Source organism: Ruminococcus flavefaciens AE3010 (assembly GCF_000526795.1).
Taxonomy (GTDB): Bacteria; Bacillota; Clostridia; order Oscillospirales; family Ruminococcaceae; genus Ruminococcus; species Ruminococcus flavefaciens_D.
The window spans coordinates 23817-42429 of record NZ_JAGT01000003.1 but is presented as its reverse complement, the minus strand read 5'-3'; the positions used below and the strand labels follow the sequence as shown (position 1 = coordinate 42429).

The 18613-nt window shown below is 41.9% G+C and carries 6 protein-coding genes; 1 reads left to right on the top strand and 5 read right to left on the bottom strand.

What is annotated here, in order from left to right:
* Nucleotides 1-134 precede the first annotated feature (134 nt).
* The 5 genes from N774_RS0116370 to N774_RS0116350 all read right to left on the bottom strand — a co-directional run bounded on the left by N774_RS0116370 (nt 135) and on the right by N774_RS0116350 (nt 15986).
* Complete coding sequence (locus tag N774_RS0116370) at nt 135-10967, bottom strand: hypothetical protein (RefSeq protein WP_024862256.1); 10833 nt, start codon at nt 10965-10967, stop codon at nt 135-137.
* A 63-nt stretch (nt 10968-11030) separates the two neighbouring features.
* Nucleotides 11031-12182: a hypothetical protein gene (locus N774_RS0116365; protein ID WP_024862255.1), complete on the bottom strand. Its 1152-nt coding sequence runs from the start codon at nt 12180-12182 to the stop codon at nt 11031-11033.
* Between the two features lie 32 nt (nt 12183-12214).
* Nucleotides 12215-13156, bottom strand: coding sequence for a hypothetical protein (locus tag N774_RS0116360; protein WP_024862254.1), 942 nt, complete (start codon nt 13154-13156; stop codon nt 12215-12217).
* Nucleotides 13157-13181: 25 nt separating this feature from the next.
* Nucleotides 13182-14486, bottom strand: a complete 1305-nt coding sequence (locus N774_RS0116355; protein ID WP_024862253.1) for a hypothetical protein — start codon at nt 14484-14486, stop codon at nt 13182-13184.
* A gap of 453 nt (nt 14487-14939) precedes the next feature.
* Complete coding sequence (locus N774_RS0116350; RefSeq protein ID WP_024862252.1) at nt 14940-15986, bottom strand: hypothetical protein; 1047 nt, start codon at nt 15984-15986, stop codon at nt 14940-14942.
* Nucleotides 15987-16790: 804 nt separating this feature from the next.
* Here N774_RS0116350 and N774_RS18585 point away from each other — a divergent pair.
* A complete protein-coding gene (locus N774_RS18585; protein WP_051463445.1) occupies nt 16791-18470 on the top strand; it encodes an EAL domain-containing protein in 1680 nt (559 codons plus the stop codon).
* Nucleotides 18471-18613: the final 143 nt, after the last annotated feature.

Sequence of the window (18613 nt, the reverse complement as noted above, 5' to 3'; positions counted from 1 at the left end):
TAGGCTGTGATCCACCTAAAAATCGTAATTCAACACAAACCGAAAGCAGCAGCTTTGTTTGATTTGTACAGCAAATCATGCCTGCGGAATAGCAGAAAAGAGTCGGGAGATAAACTCCCGACTCTTGGATTTGGTTATTTTATTGTCGGATCCAGTATTGCATTGGTGTATATGAGATAGTCTGTTGCAAATGTCGTGGTAATCGTCTCACCGCTTGCACTGCATTCCTCTGCTGTAAGCGATACCATGTAGTTGGAATAAGTCATATCGCTGTGACTATTATCGAAATTAGCAGCTGATCCCGTTTTGACTTTATAGCTTATCGGGAAATAGTATTCAGTTTCCTCCTGATTCTTTTTCAGTCTGTTTTTAGGAACAATAAGAACCAGCATTGTGCTGTCGCTGTCGCTGCCAAGCGTGATTCCCGATGCCAGTGAGCCGTTGCTGTAAAGCTCATCATCATCGGTATCCTCGTCGCTGCCGTCAGCTCCCAATAAAGTTATGTTTTCAATGTAGTTAGCTATTGTCAATGCAGTTCCGCCGGCATGTTCAGAATCAACTGTCGGTGATAGATAGCTTCCTTTCTTAGAAAGACTCAATGTAAGTCTTATATAGTCGGTCGCCTGATTACTGCCGCTCGGATAAATACTGCTAAGGTCATATGTAGCATAGCTATCAACATATTGCCTGTTTTGACCGTCTTTGATCTCGTAAGCATTTATACCGAGATAACTGTAATCTCCACCATATGGTCCGATGAACGGATTAGGCGAATCAGGATCAAGCAGCGCATCGGGATCAGGAGTTTCGATAACCTCATAACCGAGCTTTGCCTTAGTCTCATTCTTGGTGTAGTAACGAGAAGTATCTTCGACCTTTTGGGTGAACGTACTGTATGCTGCATTTTCCGGTGAACCGGATATATTTGAATATCCGATTACCTTTGAACCGGTTGTTCCATCACCGTTTCCTGACGGGAACTGATAATTCAGTGCATTTGCAGCATACAACAGGTCAGCTTTCACCTTAAAGGCGACAGAATAGTTATTAGCTTCATTACCAAGCATTTTTACGATGTTAACATTATTTCTTAACTCAATGTAGCTTGATGAGCTGGTGATATATGTTGAAGCAGAAACCTTTGATGTACTGTTAAACCGAGTTTTGTCGATAATGGTATTTCCTTCTTCGACTTTAGTGATTGAACCCGGTTGAATATAATATCCGTTATCACCGACATTGTCTACAACCATAACACCAGCTTTTTTGACAACGCCAAAGCTGCTTGCAGTTTCGTCCTTCATATCATATCTTAGAAGGAATGTTTGATAAACACCTGCTTGACCTTCGGTTCGATTATATAGATTTGACGCTAAGTTTTTGTTTTTTGCACTTTCACTTAATCTTACATTTGCGAACAATTCAACTTTGAGGTAATTGTTTTCATCATTCATCAACGTTGAGTCATTGGAAGATGATACGTCCATATCTACATAGTTTTCAAACAGATTACCATAAAACAGATGTATCGAAGTATTGGAACCATGTATGTTATTAGGTCTCCATTTTTCAACGTTCCATTCAGGAACATTATTAACTACAGTCTCGGATTTCTCTGCAAAAGCCTCGGCGGACTGAATAGTTGAATGGTAAATGTTTGTGCTATCGCTTTCCTTTGTAAAAATACTCAGATAATATCTTTCTGTTTGCACTCTATCCGCTGTCTTATACTTTTTTGTTTCTGCATCTGCTAATTCTTCATCGGTTGCAGAACGATAGTAGATCCCATTATTATATACAGTTGCTTGAATTTTTTCTTCCGTTGTAGCTACCACAAGAGTTCCGTTAACATTATCTTCCTGAACAGCTAACTCTGCAAATGCGCGGTATCTCTGACCAGTATCGCCGTCAACAGCACTGCGATAATATGTATTGTTATATTTTACAATTGCATTTGTAGCAGTGTTTTCCGCTGTAGCAACAAGCGTTCCACCATCACATTCTTCCACTCTTATACTCATAAGATTTTGGAATGGTGCAGGCGTATAATGTGTGCCACCAGAGGTGCCGTCAGAAGTAAAACTATAAAAGTTTATTTCTCCCGTAGCAGGTACACTGTCGAGGTAATACGCTTTGTCGTTATTGTTTGCGTCTACAAGGACCAATCTGCTGTCGGGCGGAAGTGCAGTAGTATTATAGTCAGTGGGATATGCACTTGCCGTAATCAGATTTGAAAGGATCAATGACTTGTAGTAATTATTAAGAACGCTGTCGCCACTATTGATAGCCTCGGCCCATTGGGAAGGAGTTCGGACATACTTATATTCCAGCATTATTGTAACGGGGTTTCCATAGTTTTCAAATTCCCATGTTCTTCCGTCAGTATAAGCACTTGGATAATAGTTTGTATCCGAAGCAACTGTGGCGTTGAACTCGAATCTTAACAGCTGCTTGACATACAGTGGGATATACAGATGATATGCAACATTGCCTGTTGAGGACGGATCCTTGAACTGAACGTCCATAAGTGTGAACTTCGGAGTTGATGATGTATCAACGTGATCCGGATCCATTTTGAATTTGCTTCCTGCTGTGGACATACTTGCAGGAGCAGAGCTGTCAAAGGTAAAATCAGTTCCGTTGAACGTATACCTTTTGAATTTAACTTCATATATTTCCTTGGCGGGACTACTTGTATCAGCGTAGTTGTAGTTCGTATTGGCAAGGACATTGATATAATTGTTGATAAGAGCTGTTGTTTTGTCCGCATCGGTATCGTCAATGACAAGCAGCGGGAAACCTCTTACGCCTGCACGGTTGCTGTATGCAATGTATGAGGTCGAATAGTTCTCCATTATAGCTGCGATATCGGCTTCTGAGATATCAGTATTGTTACCGTTCTTATAGAAGGTATAAGCCTTTGGATCAGTACCAGCCGTTCTGGCGTCAGTAATTGCCTTGAATGCTGAATCTGCATAATTGACCGCACTTACGCCGTCGCCTGTAAAGAACAGCGGATTCGACGAGTTATCATTGTTGATGAGCATTTTTGGATTGACTGTAACATAAGGAGCAGTGCCCTCATAGCCTGTTGATAGATTTACGCTTGAAGCGGTTTGGTTGCTTGTTGTGCCGTTGTAATCAGCGAAGATGACATAGCCGCCGGTGCCATAGCCTGTTCCGTAGTTACAAGCACCAACTAAATCCGCTTTCATGGTGCTCTGATCATCTGCCTGTCGGCTGAAACCGGCTATCTTAATAAATGGGTTTCTTCCTGTTTCTTGATTGGTTTTCATATAACTACCCGGTTTATAATTTCCAGTTGTATTATATGTTACATTTGCACTGTTATCTGTAATAGAGCCACATATGTAGCCTGCATATGTGGGGGCATCATTTGAATATCCGTCTATAGCAATATTCTGTGCCAACAAATTATAGCCAACCACAGGAGAGATCATCTCACCGATCAATCCCCCCGCTGCAGCGTCACTTTTTATTGTACAGTTCGTAACACTGCTATTGTTAACACAAAGTTTAATGCTATCTTCATAAGCTCCTCTGAAACCAATAACACCTCCTGCTCCTTTTTTGCCGGAAATAGTATAATTGTCCACCGAACAACCATCGAATGTAAAATTTTGGCTTCCGTTGCTAATGTCCCGTCGAGGGTCAGAACTTCCGATCAATCCGCCGGCATAATCTGTAGTGCTCTCTATTGTAGAGCCTAAAGGACTATACAAATGAGTATTGGTAACTACCGCAGGGGTATAGGTAGTTGGAAATGCAACCAGTCCTGCAGCCGCAAACTTAGCTTTTACCGACAAATTATAAAATTTACACTTTTCAATAGTTATACCTTTGCACTTATTCATTATGCCTACGACACCAGCGGTGAAAATCTCAGCTTTCTCGCATTTAACATTCTGTGCTTTTTCTTCTGTTCCAATGATAATGTTTTTAAACGAGTTTGCAGTTGTATCTAAAGAACTTTGTCCTGCTCTCATCATACCAACAAAACCGCCAACACCATAATCCCAATAATCTCCACCTCTGTCTTGACATTCGCAGACAACTTCGGAAAGATTAAATGTATGATTGTTCATATCAACTTTTGCATAACCCGCACGAATTTTACCAACCAAACCGCCTGTGCTTGCTCGTCCATGAACTTTAATTTCGTTTGAATTATAAGCGGTTGCAGCTACGGTACTTTCAATTTCATATGTCAAAGTCTGATCAGGAATATATCCTATCAATCCTCCTGTTGCTCTAAGTCCTAAAACATCAACATTCTGCAAAGAAACATTTTTAACTGTAAGACCTTTAGCCATTGTGCCGCACAACATTCCAACACTTAAATATTTTGAATTTGCAGCATTTGTACCTCCGGTGTCCAAATCCTTCGCAGTCTTAGTCAGAATAGGATTTCCGTCTGATGTGTTTATTAAATCAGCCTTTACATTTCCGTTCAAATAAAAATCTCTGAATGTGCCATTGCTGCCAGCGGTATAATAATTAATCAATCCAAGTCCGCTTTGCAAATTCTCATACGGAGGATATTTTGTTTCTAAGCTATCATAAAAGTAATAATAAGTATTCTGCGAAATAGTTGCACCGTTACCATTAAAAGAGGTCAGCTTTATACGATAATAATCAGAATTTTGGAATATATTACCAATTCCTTTATAACCGTCGGGGAGATAGTATTTTCCATCTTGTGTTGTTAGCTTCAATGATTTATCTGCATTTGTAATCCGAGTGTTATTTAAAGTATAGCTCTGCCACAGGTAACCTCTATTTGCGGCTTCATTTGATGAATTAAGTATATCATTTTTAGCTTTATTATTATAATCAGGTACAGAGTTTTGAGCAGCTGACAAGTTCTTTTCAACATTGCTATAATCCGCTATGCGTGAAACCTGATATGCCTGATTATAGCCAAGTTGTTTTTGTGACATACCGCTATTTACAGCAAGAGACATAATGAAAAATGCCTGACCGTTCGGGACTTCTATGACAGAATTTGATCCTTTCGTATTCAATTTTGCCTCTGACGAACTGATATCCGCAATAGAATAATGCTTATTGCCATTGCGCATTGTCACGCCGACAGCACTGTTTTTGAGCAAGTCTTTCTGCTCATCGGTCATAGCATCAAGTTCAGCCTTAGTCTTAGAAACAGGAGCTCCGCTGGTTTGCCAGTATTCAACAGTACCGTCGCCGTAAGTACGCGTTCCGTCCTCAAACGGGCGGTATGCACTTGCCTCGGTAACAACATAACCGTTAATGACTCTGCCGATTATCGGATTGACATAGAGCCAGCGCATATTGTCTGCATAGCCTGTAATCTCGGTAAGATCATATTCATTCTCATATAATGGCTTTTTGATAAGAGTTGTCTCTGATATTGAAGTACCGTTATTGTATTGCACAACCTCACCTGTAGCAGGAAGTCCTGATATACCGTCCTTTCCTTCCATTCCACGGAAGATCACGCCGCCTTTTTCAACAACGCCAACATATCCGCCGACTGGTATGAGCTGTGCGTGAGTTCCTGAAAGAATAATAGTAGTATTACGGAACTGCACAGGTACGTTATCGATGATGTTATCGCCGCCGAGAACGATACCCATAACCGTGCCATAGCTTTGTCCTCTATTTTCACCAGTAGCACTGAAACTCTTAGCGCTACCCTGCGAAAGAGTAATATCATTATCAACTGTTTCCGAACCAACGATTATTTCAAAGTCCTTTACAACGCTGCCGTTGCTTATTGCGATAAGAGGATAGTCTGTTTCATTTACAACAGTCTGATTTTTATTGCCTACGATAACGCCTCTGAACTGAGCCTTCGCATCATCTGTATTGCCCAAGCCAGTAAATCCGCTTCCGCTACTTATCGTAATTTCTCTTGATGTGCTTCCGTCTGCATTGTTCTTAGGTGCGAGCTTGAAATATGCTCCTGCAACATATGTGCGGACATCGTCAACGGCTTTGCATTCTTTGCTGTAATCATCGTCTAAATAAAAACCTTCACTATGTGAGTCATCACCCGATTTATAATAATATTTTCCACAGCCACTTGATCCGTGCCATGTTAATGAAAGATCAGCCTGATTCGCTGATTTCATCGGAAGATAAATTTCAGCATCCTCACAGTTGCCTGCAAGAATCTTTGAAATAGTAACAAAATCGCCTCCGGATGTTATAGTATATGGATCGTTATATGTACCGCAGCCGCCGAATTTTGATGTTGCATGGTTAACTTCAAGCTGATAATACCTGTTTTCAGGATTATATGCAACAGCAACATACGGAAGATAATTGTCTATGAAATTTTGTGCATAATTATCTGTTCCATCAGATGTTGTTGGATTGGTATATTTAAAAGTACGTTCAGCGGTATTATAGTCAGCATAGCAGCGTTCCATATCTGGATACTGATTCGGAACAGGTGAATTTTCAACTGTGTATCCAACTTCCTTACCGTATGTAACATGATGCTGAGAGAAAGTCCAGTCCTCAGCCCACTGGTATGAATAGCTACCCTTACCTGAGCTGAAAGAAAGTCTGTTCAGCAGAGTTGCTTTTGTGAAGAGAGATATTCTCGTTTTATAAGCAGTATCAAGTGCTGTGAGGTCAAGATTATTGCTTCTGCCGTCAAGAGTAATATTAGAAAACTCGATATTGACGTTGCTGTCATTTGTGTCTCCGACATTGCCTATAAGGCTTGTTGCTACCTTCGGGCAATATACTGTATTGGAGCTTGAATCTGTATAAGTTGCACATCTACCACGCGGGAACGATGAAGGGTACTCATTATTGCTGATACCATTCACCGTCAGAGTTGAATAACTGCCGGTCTTGTTAATAAGCAGGGGTGCATAATCATCTGCGTAAGTATTATCATTATCATTAAATATACTGAAATTATGCACATAAATGCCGTCAAGTGTTACGTTGCTGAGCTTAACTACAGATTTTGTACTCTCGGTAACACCTGTACCCTTGACTTTATCCAGAATGAGAACACCCGAGTATTTATCGCCAACAGAATGTGCATCCTCACCTGTGCCGACTGTTCTTATAGTATTGATCTGCGGGATACTACCCTGAAGAGTTACATTATTAACAGTCAGATTATGGTTGACATCATAGAAAAGCGCACTCTGCATAAGGAAATGCTGAGATGGCCCACTTTTGTAGAGAGAAGAACGAGAATAATCAGCAGTAACATCGTTTGTGTCTGGATCAACGATTCTATGTGCTTTTATCTCACTGTCCTCAAACTCCTTGTTATAGAGCTTGAACGTTCCTGTTATAGTGACAGAAGCATTGTCTATATTGAGAGGATACCAGCTGTAGCCCACCATGTCATAATCTCTGACTGTAGACACTTTTCCGGCATCAATTTCTGCTTGCGTAGGAGCTGTTGAAGGAACTGGAACAGTACTTCCCCAGCTGTTATCCGTAAACAGTTTCTTAATGCTTGAATGTGCATACCAGCGTGCGCCCCACGACATGAGCTTCTGCTCGTCATTTGCAGGTAATGTTCTGAAATCCGAGAGGTTATAATAATATCTCGAATACGGATTCATCTGCTGTCCGAAAGATGTTTTAGGCGTATACGAACCGCTTGCAGAAGTACTGTCCATTGTAAGACCATTGGTTATGGAGGTCTTTATGGAAACGATACCCTGACCATTCTTGATGATGTAGAGGTCATCTTCGTTATCCTTGTAGCCGACCTTTGAAGCGCCGCTGCCTGTGTAATAAGCAGTATATGCCACAAGCTCGTCAAATGTGGGGATAGACATATCAGCACTTGTATTGGTTTTCTGCTTGAAGGTCGCTCCTGTTGTCAGCGAATAAGCACCTGTATTACCAAGTTCAAGATAAATTGCCGAAGCCGAACCGTCACTCATGGTCTTATCTGTATCGGCATACCAGCCCTTGTTGACTATCATGCCGAATGAAGCGGCATTATCTGAGCTGAGGGCAAACGAATCTATCTTTATATCATTTGCAGTATCAGCCTTCCAGTAACCTGTACCGTTATATACAAGACCTGCAAAATCAATGCCTGCTTCTGAACCTGTATTCTTTATCGAGCAAGGTGTGCTTCCGTTAACATCAACGGTGACACCGTTAAAGTCAACATTCACATTTCTCCAGGCATAACCAAGCAAGCCTCCCACTGCTCCGTTTTCAGAAGCATTTACCTCTATTGAGAGACCTTTGATATTGACAGTTTTAAGATTTAAGGAACGCACATTTGCGCTGCTTGCATCACCCGAAGTCGTATTTGAAATAAACGCTACAAGACCGCCTACACGGTTATACGTCTGAGCAGCGCTGTTCTTGATAGTACCTGTGACATTAACTTTGTTGAATTCCCACGTTTTGGCTTCGTTTGCAGAATGAGTTATCCTGCCTATAACGCCGCCAAGGTAAACGTCGCCTGCAGAACCGCTTCCGGAAGAAGTGATATTTGCATTTACAGTAACATTGCCTGCTGAACCTGTGCTGTCACCGATGGTCAATGTACCTGCACCGTCAGATTCACCGACTATTCCACCGAGCACAAGCTTGCTTTCGCTGCTGCAAGCATGAGTAAAATGCGAATTAACAGTAACGTTCTTGACTGTAAAGCTGCATGTTGCCTTTGCAGCAGCTGCACCGACATACATATCAGCAAGTGCATTGACATTAATAGTGCCGCCAAAAGTCACATCCTGTATGGTCGAATTGTTTGCTATCGCAAAAAGTCCATTATAGGAATGACGGTAAACAGGACCGATACCTAAATTCAATGTATTGCTATTACCGTTGAATATACCCGAATATGTACACTTCTCTCCGCTTGTACCTATGTCGTTGTCTCTTGTAAGTCCTCCGAAGCCCTTGCCCGAAAGGTTAAGAACTGTTGTACCTGAAGGAAGAACTATTGAGATATTCTGTGCAGCTATCGTTGCGTAGTTATATGTTGTGTCCGCAAAGCTGACATAAGGGTTCTGGCTTGCGTCTATCTGGAAGCAGAGCGCAGTTTTTGCGTAGTCCGCCTCATTTGTTATCTTCTTATAGTGATCTGTTGGATCAGAGGGTGTCTTGATTTCTATACTTGTTCCACTTGTGATATTGAACAGATCATCAAAGGCTATAACATCGCCCCATGAACCGATATTATCAACTGCTGTTGATGGCAGATCAAGTGAAGCAGATTCTTTTTTTATAACCAGTGCATTATCACGCACACCGACTACCTTGCCGACAGAATGTCCGTCAGCTGTTGGTGTTGCGGCTGACAGATCAATATGACCGTCCATAACAAGAACGCCGTCGCCGAGATCGCCGACCAGTCCACCGCCCTTGAAGCCGCCGGTTGCTGTGATCTTGGTTTTAGCCGAGGATGTGCCTGTAACATCAATGTATGCTTTTTTCGCAGATGCGACAAGTCCGCCATATGTCAGCGTACCTGCATTTGCTGATGTTACAGTAAATGAAGTAAACGCTGCGTGTATGTTAGTATCTACCGTGGTCGTGACATCATTCTCTGTAATGGTCTTGGAATCAACTATACAGCCTATCGCTCCGCCGTAAATAGCGGCTGTACCGCCGCATGAAGTATCAACCTCCATTGAAGTGACAGAAATGCTTGAATTATTCGAGGTCATATATTGTCCTATAAGACCTCCGTATGTTGAAGCTGTTCCTGACGCATGCGATGAAGTTATTTTATCCGTTCCGCTAAGCGAAACATTATTTGCACTTACCAGCTCACCGATAAGTCCGCCTGTATTGCCACTGCCATTTACCTGGCAGTCTATTGTATATGTGCTTGGAGATATTGAAGCAGAGGCTGCACTCTGAGGCTCAAAGTAGCCATAGAGTCCGCCTGCTCCGCTTGAGCCTGTCATATGCTGACTGATAGTATACTTATTGCTTGAACTATAAAGGGTATCCGTAGCGGAATATAGATTCATGGTTCCGTCCAGATTCTTGCCCACGAGTCCGCCGGCGTAACCATTTGCATCTGTTTTTATTTCCGCACCGGAAGTCTGAGGAACAAAACCTGTATAATTAAGAGTTGCCCCGTGCTGAAGCTCACCGATCAGTCCGCCGACATTACCGCTGTCCGTCTCAATATTACCGACTTTGCGAATCGACGTGCTTTCTTCACTTTCCGTCAGACAAGTCAGCGAGCAATTCAGCGTTGTATCCTCCATCATTGTTCCACAGATAAAGCCAACATTGCCAGTTCCTTTTATAGGAACATCTGTTGCCGAATATGGCATTGTCAGCTCGACAGAAAGATCAGCGTTTCCGTGTTCACTATCCTTCACCATAGTTCCGATAAGCCCACCAAAGGATTCGTCACTGGTTCCGGACAAAGTCACTCGCCATGTGGCAGCCGTTCCGCTTCCATGATAGACATTCTTTGCAAGAAGAGGTGTTTTTTTGTAATTCTCATCTCTTCCGCTGTCATAGCCTCTCTTGATGAGTACGTTCTCAGTAGTTGAATTTATGCTTACGTTATCATAAACAGCGTTAAACAGAGGTGCATCAAGGAAAAGCACAAGACTGCTGTTGGCTTCTATGGAGACTGAACCCTCAAACGGACAGCTGTCACTGCCGAGTCCTTTAAAGCCATTTGCCAATACCTCGGTTTGAGAGTTGACCGTTATTCTTAGATTATCATTTTTATGGTAATCGCGGAATTTTTCGCAGTCTTCTGAGTAACGTACAAGTTCATCAATAAAAATACTTATTTCATGATTACTATCCTGTGTGAACTCAGGCGTATCGTCGGCAAAAACATGAATGGGACTTATACTGAGTTTACTTAATTCGTCGCTTATTTCACTTAGCGGCGTGACACCTGACAATATTACAAGAGCAGTAAAGCCACTTATGATTCGCTTTGAAGTTTTACTTTTAATTATTTTTTTTATGTATTTATTCATATGCATCATACTCCTAAAAGTCTGACGATTAATATCTGCCGTATGTGTGTAATGAGGCGATCATTATTCAGCCTGATTAATGGTGACTTTTATTGTTGCAGTATTAAAATTAGAGTCACCATTTACTGCAAAGAAACCAAAATCATTATATGTTCTTAAACCGGTGTTGTACACCTGAATGTTATAACGTGTCCTGTGATTGGTAAAAGAACTACCGGAATCGGCATTGATAGTGATTGTCGACTGTATATAAGTATCAGGCTCTTCACCCAATGTAGTATCAGTTTTAGTAATTTCATTGAATGCAGGTGTTATTGCTTCTCCTGTATCAGGATTGGAAGTAGCATTAAATGTAAAACTGTTTATATGCCCACTTGAATTATCATAGAAGTGTTTATTTAGTTCAAAATATCTTGTATCCCATGTGATTGTTATAGTTGCTTTACCCGAACCTGTGACGATGAGGTTGTAGCCATCAAATACAGAAGGAGGATTGCTTTCGTTAACAGCATTTTCTTCATCAAGAAATGCATGCCAACCGCTGTCGGTATCTCCGTTTGACTGTTTCAGACCTATAACAGCTCCAAGGTTTCTGAGATCGTTATATTTGCCGCCGGTTCTGTCAGGCTCGGCTTTCATTTGTACGCAGATATTTTCATCCTCAGTCAAATTCCAATCCGAGCTGAATCGTAGATAGTACGTATCCTGCGAATTATGTGCCGAATCACTTGCAAGCTCTTCAGAGATATTAAGAGCTTGCAAGGTACTTGCGCTAAGAATAGCTATAGGGTCAGAGCCGTTATTTTTATATATTTCAACAGTCCTTGTGTCGCCCTCGGATAATGTGATCGCATTGCCCATAATGTCCGTGAATAAAAAACTTACTTTGTAATCTATTTTTTCATCATACCATGAAGCGCTGGCTTTCGTGCTGTAATTACGAATGTGAATCGGTACCTCATAATAGTTCGGATCAGCATCTTCACCAAAAGCCCCCATATACTGCGGCACATAAGTTTTTACGCTTCCACTTGAAAGCACGTCAGATGAAAACTTATATATCGGCTCAGACGCAGATACGACAACGCGTTTCATAATATTGCTCTGAGGCTGATATTCCGCAGAAACAGAAAATGAAAAGAGTGACAATGTCATAAAAGCTATCCATACACGGAGCCACTGGTCTTTTAAGAAAGTTAATAAATCTTTTTTCATTTACAGCAGCTCCTTTCTGTAAAGAATATGGACTACCTGACTCTTTCTACAGAAATGTAAACAAGATCGGTTTCCTTGTTTTTAGTTTCGCTCGGACGATCACCCCATGTTACTTCAAGGATGTAGTATTTACAGAATTGTTTGTTACTGTCTATATCGGTGTTCTCATCCAGTGGGATGTTCTTTTGTTTATATGATGGTACAGCATGTTCCTCGACATTTGTATTTGTACCGTATGGATAATAATTATCGTTTGTATCTTTTTTTGCAAGCATTCCTGTTGTAGTAACAGCAGACGTTGCGCCTTCTCCGTCTGTAACTGTGGCAACCGAGGGGTTCTTGTAGTCTAAGACAAGTGGATCATCGTCCTTAACATAATATAGCGTATTTATGCTCTTGCTTGATATATAAGTGTCGGCAGACAGCAGCAAGCTGTTTTCAGTATGTTTGTCAGCACTTGGGCTGAATGTGATAATATTATCATCGATTGCTGAAGAAGGAACGATTCGTTCGGCGTCAAAGCCGTTTTGTTCTGTTGCAGTCATTCCCTTTGGATGCATATACTCTTTTGCTTCATATATAGTATATGTGAACATATTATTGTTAGTATGGGCAAGCTGTAAGATGTATTCATATGTATTTGTGCCGGAAATGGAAAAGATATAACGTTTGTTCGTGACCTTGATAGGCTGATTCGTTTCGTTATCGATTACAAATTCGCCATTGCTGACCAAATATTCGTCCATACTTATCTGACCAAGATCGAAGTTAACCTGATCCTCACGGTGTGCAGCATTGATATACAGGGAATCAGGATATTTTATCTTGAACATTTCCGCTGCCTTTTTCTGGTTGCTGAACCATGAGTAAGTACGGACTGTTCCGAATACAGCTACAGTCAATACCACAGCTGAAACGGCTTCGATCTTTCGCTTTAACGGGATCGCCCGTATTACATCTTTTATTTTCTTCATAAACGGCATCCCTTTCCTTAATGGCTCACGTTCCGCTTGTTACGGTGACTTCTATAACAAAATAGTCTATCATAGTTCCGATGTCAGAGTCGGCTGAGTTATATCCTGTGCTCAGCTTTCTAAAGTTTTCCTCATCCGAAGCATTATCTATACGGGTATCAATTGTAGAATTGATCAAGGCAGATATCTCCTCATCAGTCTTTCCTGTTGTTTGCTGCTCTGTAAGAGCTGCAACGTTTTCAAGATTTTTGAAAACATCAGTCTTGTTTTCTTTCATGTATTGCAGGACAAGCCCCTTATCAGTGGGACCTGATTCAGTCTGCATGACAGTTGTCTCCTCAACAACAGGAGTACCCACACGCCTTTTTGCACTATTATCCTTAACAGCTATCTGACCCAGAGTATTAGGCCACATCCAGTAGATCGGCTTGTAGTAGGGCGTATTCGCGGTCAGATCTGTTCCGTTATATACAGTCGTTCTGTTTATGCAGGGCGATCTGTAGCTGTACGCAACAGTGGCAGTAGTTGTTGTACCATTTACCGCTGTAACAGCAGCAGTTGTAACAGTGTTTTCTTCGTTGAAAAACATTATGTGTCCCTGCAAGAATTTTTCCGCCTGTTTGATATTGTCAATTTCCTCTTGTGTGAGCCCACTATTTAAAGTAGTAAGCTCGGAAACCTTCATGAGCTTTTTCACAGTAGTAGTTGTTTCTTCGTTTGTTACTTCATCAACAACTGTTTCATCAACTTCGACATTTACATACCCAACAACATTCATTTCTATATTAGCGGAAACTGAGCCGTCTTTTTTGGGAATGACATACAGCTCCAGAACTCCGCAGCTTCCGGGGCCTATGCTTTTATTATTATCCTCGTTAATGTTAAGCGTTTCAGGATCATCTTCAATAAGATCGAATCTTAGTTTGATCTTGTCTATGGTCGAAGATGTCTTGTAATAGGTTTGTGTGACTGACTCGCTATCTGTAACATACATGGCAGCGCCTTCCGCATAATCGGTGCAGAGCGAATCGAAAACATCAGAATTCCTGATAGTATCGCCTTTTGCCGCGATCTCAAAAGGCATATCCGAAGTAGTAACAGACATACCGCCAGCTGTAGTTGTGCGGTTGCTTGAAAACCAAGCTATCGTCGCAAAGAGCCAGACAACAAAGGCTAGGACGGCGAGGGAGCCGAAGCGTATGAGGTTTTTGCGTGCAGCGACGATCTTTTCATTATTCTCTTTGTCGGACTTATCCTGACTATGTGCAGTCTGTGGAGAAAGCTCTGACTCCGAGGACTTTGACAATGCTTCAAAAGCTTTAGCGCTCACCGTGATCACCACCTTTTTATCGAACTGCTAAAGGGCATAGTTAGCCTATTAGCGCATAGTATCTCTACTTTATTATATCATTTTCATATATCATTTTCAATGGACATAATTGCTAATAATACCCTTTACTATTTGTATTGTTTGTGCAAAAAAAGGGAGCTTCAAGGCACAAATCAATTACATAATGTATATTCCGACACATCTATACTAACAATAAAATTTTGGTGACATATAGAAAAACATATCCCACAAATACAATGTCCCCCTCCTTGAAAACTCGGAGAGGGACATCATGTTATAGAGGCTTTAGGAACCTACGATGACTTAAATTTTTTATGCAAACCCGCCGACTATTGCCGACGGGCTTTAAGCTGATCGAATAGGTCTATAAAACCCGTTTATGGAGGAATTACAATGAGAGGGGATTTTTATGATTTATGTGCGCCTGTAGAGTTAAGAATTATCTGTGCTATCGTGGTCAATTGTAAGGTTATTAACAATTGCGTTACCATTAACCTCTCCAGAAGTAGGAGTTCCAAGATCAACTCTCAGATTCAAGCTCCACTTGTTGGTCAGTTCAGCGAATGTCGTAGAATTACAGCTAGTATCTTCGCCTTCAATCCAAAGTCTAACAACTACATTGTAATAAGCTGTTGTATCTCCAGGTACAGAAGCCAACTTGTTATCAGAAGAAGTTTCATCTGCAAAAGTTGTGATAGCAGTAACTCCATCTGCTGCGCTCGCACCCGACTTAGCTGTAAAGTATGTAGCAGATGTAGTCTTGTACATCTTCTTTAATGATGTACCGCCAGCTGCAAAATAATCAGAATCATCGGTATGTGTTGTTGCTTCAGGCTCACAGAATACTGCTACTCTAAAAGCGTTCTCAACTGGCGCCTCTGTTCCATCATAGAGAAGATCCAACTGTGTCAGATGGATTTCCTGTGCACTGCTGTTTGTATTAACAGCTTTCAACTGGAATGTATAATCCACATATCCAACCGCTGCGTTGTTTGGAGAAGTAGTTGCACCAAAACCTGTAACTTCACTCTTCGTTACACCATAATCCTGTGAAAACTTATTTGCAAAGTTGGTAGCGTCAGTTGCAGCACCTAATCCAACACTGTCATAATCCAAATAATTTGTAGCTGCAGTCAACTTTGAGCCATCTGCCTTAGCATCTAAAGTATACCAGAAATTATTAGCTGCTGCAGTGTTCGTAGATACAGGCTGAAGCCATGCTTTGATTGACGTATTATCCGTAGTAATAAATGTATTTTCTGCATTCTTTGCTACACCATTTCCTGTAACATGAGAGATAAGCAAGTTGTCGCCAACCTTTGTTCTAACTTCCATTCCAGTAACGTTAACGGTCTTGTTCATTGTGAACCACGCGTAGGTGGATGTTGCGAGCATAGAAGCCGAAAGGGCAAGCATTCCAGCAGCCGGAACGAGCTTCTTCATCGCGCTGTTCTTTCTTTTAGCATTAGTTTTCATCATAGGTCATTTTCCTTTCATAATAAATTACCGAGTAAAGGCTCGGCTGCCTCTTGCCTCTTTTGTTTTGCCTTAGGGTTTATACTTTTTGTTTACAATCACATTATAGCGTATTTTCTACTATTTGTCAACGGCTTTTTTGAAAAATTCATAATTTTTCATATAATTCAGCAGATTTCACAATGAAAAGTAGTTTTTCTGCACTTCTATTGCAATCAGCAGTTTACACACGGTATAAATATATATTTTGCTTTGCAATCAGTAATTGCCAAAAAATGTAAAAAATTCAGGATTGTATACAAATTGTAATTTAGTACCTGTAGGGGCGGCGTCCCGCCGCCCGCATATTTCCACACCTGCAACATAACGCAAATATCCCCGTCGCGCAAATTCCGCACCCGCAAACATAATGGGCATTTCCAACACGGGCGGCGAAACGCCGCCCCTACACGTTTTTACGGTTATCCCACATTGCAACGTAACCCAAACGGGCGGTCGGGGACGCCCGCCCCTACTACTTTCTACTTTCTACTCACTCGGCGCAACGCGCCGCAAAAGTGAACAATTCATAAATTTTAGGTAAAATATTGATTTTTTCTGTACCATATGTTATAATGAATGCAGGCGTTCATTATAATTTTATTTTAATGTCCTTGCAGATGCGCAAATCAGAGATTTGCTCCCTACAATCGGACAATTATATCATAACGCTTTGCTTTTATGATATAATAAGTTATCGGAATAATTTTGTAAAATATTTCGCAATTCTTCTGCACCTCGCTGTGCGGACAGCAAAGGAGAATGGTTATGCAGCATATCGATGAACAATATATTGTAAGCAACTTTGAATCCGCCCTGGAACAAGGCTTCGTCAAGGCTTACTATCAGCCCGTTATCCGTACTCTCACCGAAAGGATATGCAGCGTTGAGGCTCTCGCCCGCTGGCAGGACCCCGTTGTGGGGCTCCTCTCCCCTTTCCTATTTATTAATGTACTGGAGAAATACCACCTTATCCATAAGCTCGATCTGGCTATCCTCGATAATATCTGCGTTACATATAATAAGATGAAAGAGCTGGGACTGGCTCTGCACCCCTTTTCCATTAACCTGTCCCGTCTGGACTTCGACGAGATAGATATGCTGGACGCCATTTCAAAAATTCTCGAGAAGCACAATGTGCCCTCTACGGCTATACATATTGAAATTACCGAGAGTGTCATGCTTGACAATACCGCGTATTTCCGCCGTATCTTCGACAGCTTCCACGACGCGGGCTTTGCTATCTTCATGGACGATTTCGGCAGCGGCTACTCCTCGCTGAACGTGCTGAAGGACTACAGCTTCGACGTACTGAAAATTGATATGCGCTTTCTCAGCGATATCGGTATACGCTCCAAGAAGATACTGGCTTCCGTCATGAACATGGCTAAGGCTATCGGCATGCACACACTTGCCGAGGGCGTCGAGACCAAGGAGCAGATGACGTTCCTGCGCAATATCGGCTGTGAGATGTTACAGGGCTTCTACTACGCAAAGCCCATGGACGGCGATCTCTACGTAAAGTACCTCTCCGACTCAAAGCTGGGCGTTGAGGACCCTGCCGAGAATCACTACTGGAACTCCGTCGGTCAGATAAACTTCCTGAGCCCCGATCCGCTGTACGATCTCACCAACGAGCAGCTTGAAAGCGGCGATTACGGTTTTATCCGCGAGAACTCCACACCTCTCGCCCTTATCGAGCAGACAGGCAAGCACGTGGAGCTGCTCTACTGCAACGAGGCATACGTAAAGGGCTTGAAGCGCATAGGCTTCAACTCCGTTGACGACATGATATTCACCATAAACAATACCGAGGCAGCCTACTACCCCAACATGAACGAGCAGGTGTACACCTCTATCAAGACGGGACAGGTCATCAAGGAGGATCACCTCATTAATGGTATATACTTCAGCTACCTTACCAAGTGTATCGCAGAGGGCAACGGAAAGGTAATGCTTGCCGCAAGCATACAGACCTACGGCGGCGACGTGGACAAGTCCACAAACGACCTCTTCGAGAAGTACAGCCGCCTGCTCATAGACACCTATGACCACATCTCGGTAATCGATCCCACAAACAATATCGTCATAACAAGGCTGTATTCAAAGCTGGGCTTCAATGACAAATATCCCGAAATGCCGCTGGACGATGCTATAAAGATGTTCGCCGAAAACGAGGTAGCCGAATATGACAGGGAGAGGTTTATCCGCAGCATGGAGCCCTCAAGTCTGCGCGACCGAATGGCAAGATCAGGCAGAAGGTTCTTCCAGCAGCCCTTCCACTATAAGACCAAAAGCGGCGAATATGAAATAATGGACACCAAGCTGATAAAAGTACTCATGGGTGAGAACGACGTGTACATCTTCTCTATAGAGACAATGTCCGAACAGGCTCACAAAGCAGCGGAGCTTTTTGTTCGTGAACACCCCGAATATTTTCAGTTTTGAATATTTACAAAGTTTGGCGCAGCAGTTATGTCTGCTGCGCTTATCTTTTAACGAACAGCTATTTGTATATAGGAGATGCACTTTTTTCGTTTTTTCTGAACAAAATGCTGTAAAAAGAGGTATTTTTAAGGTAAGTTTAAGAT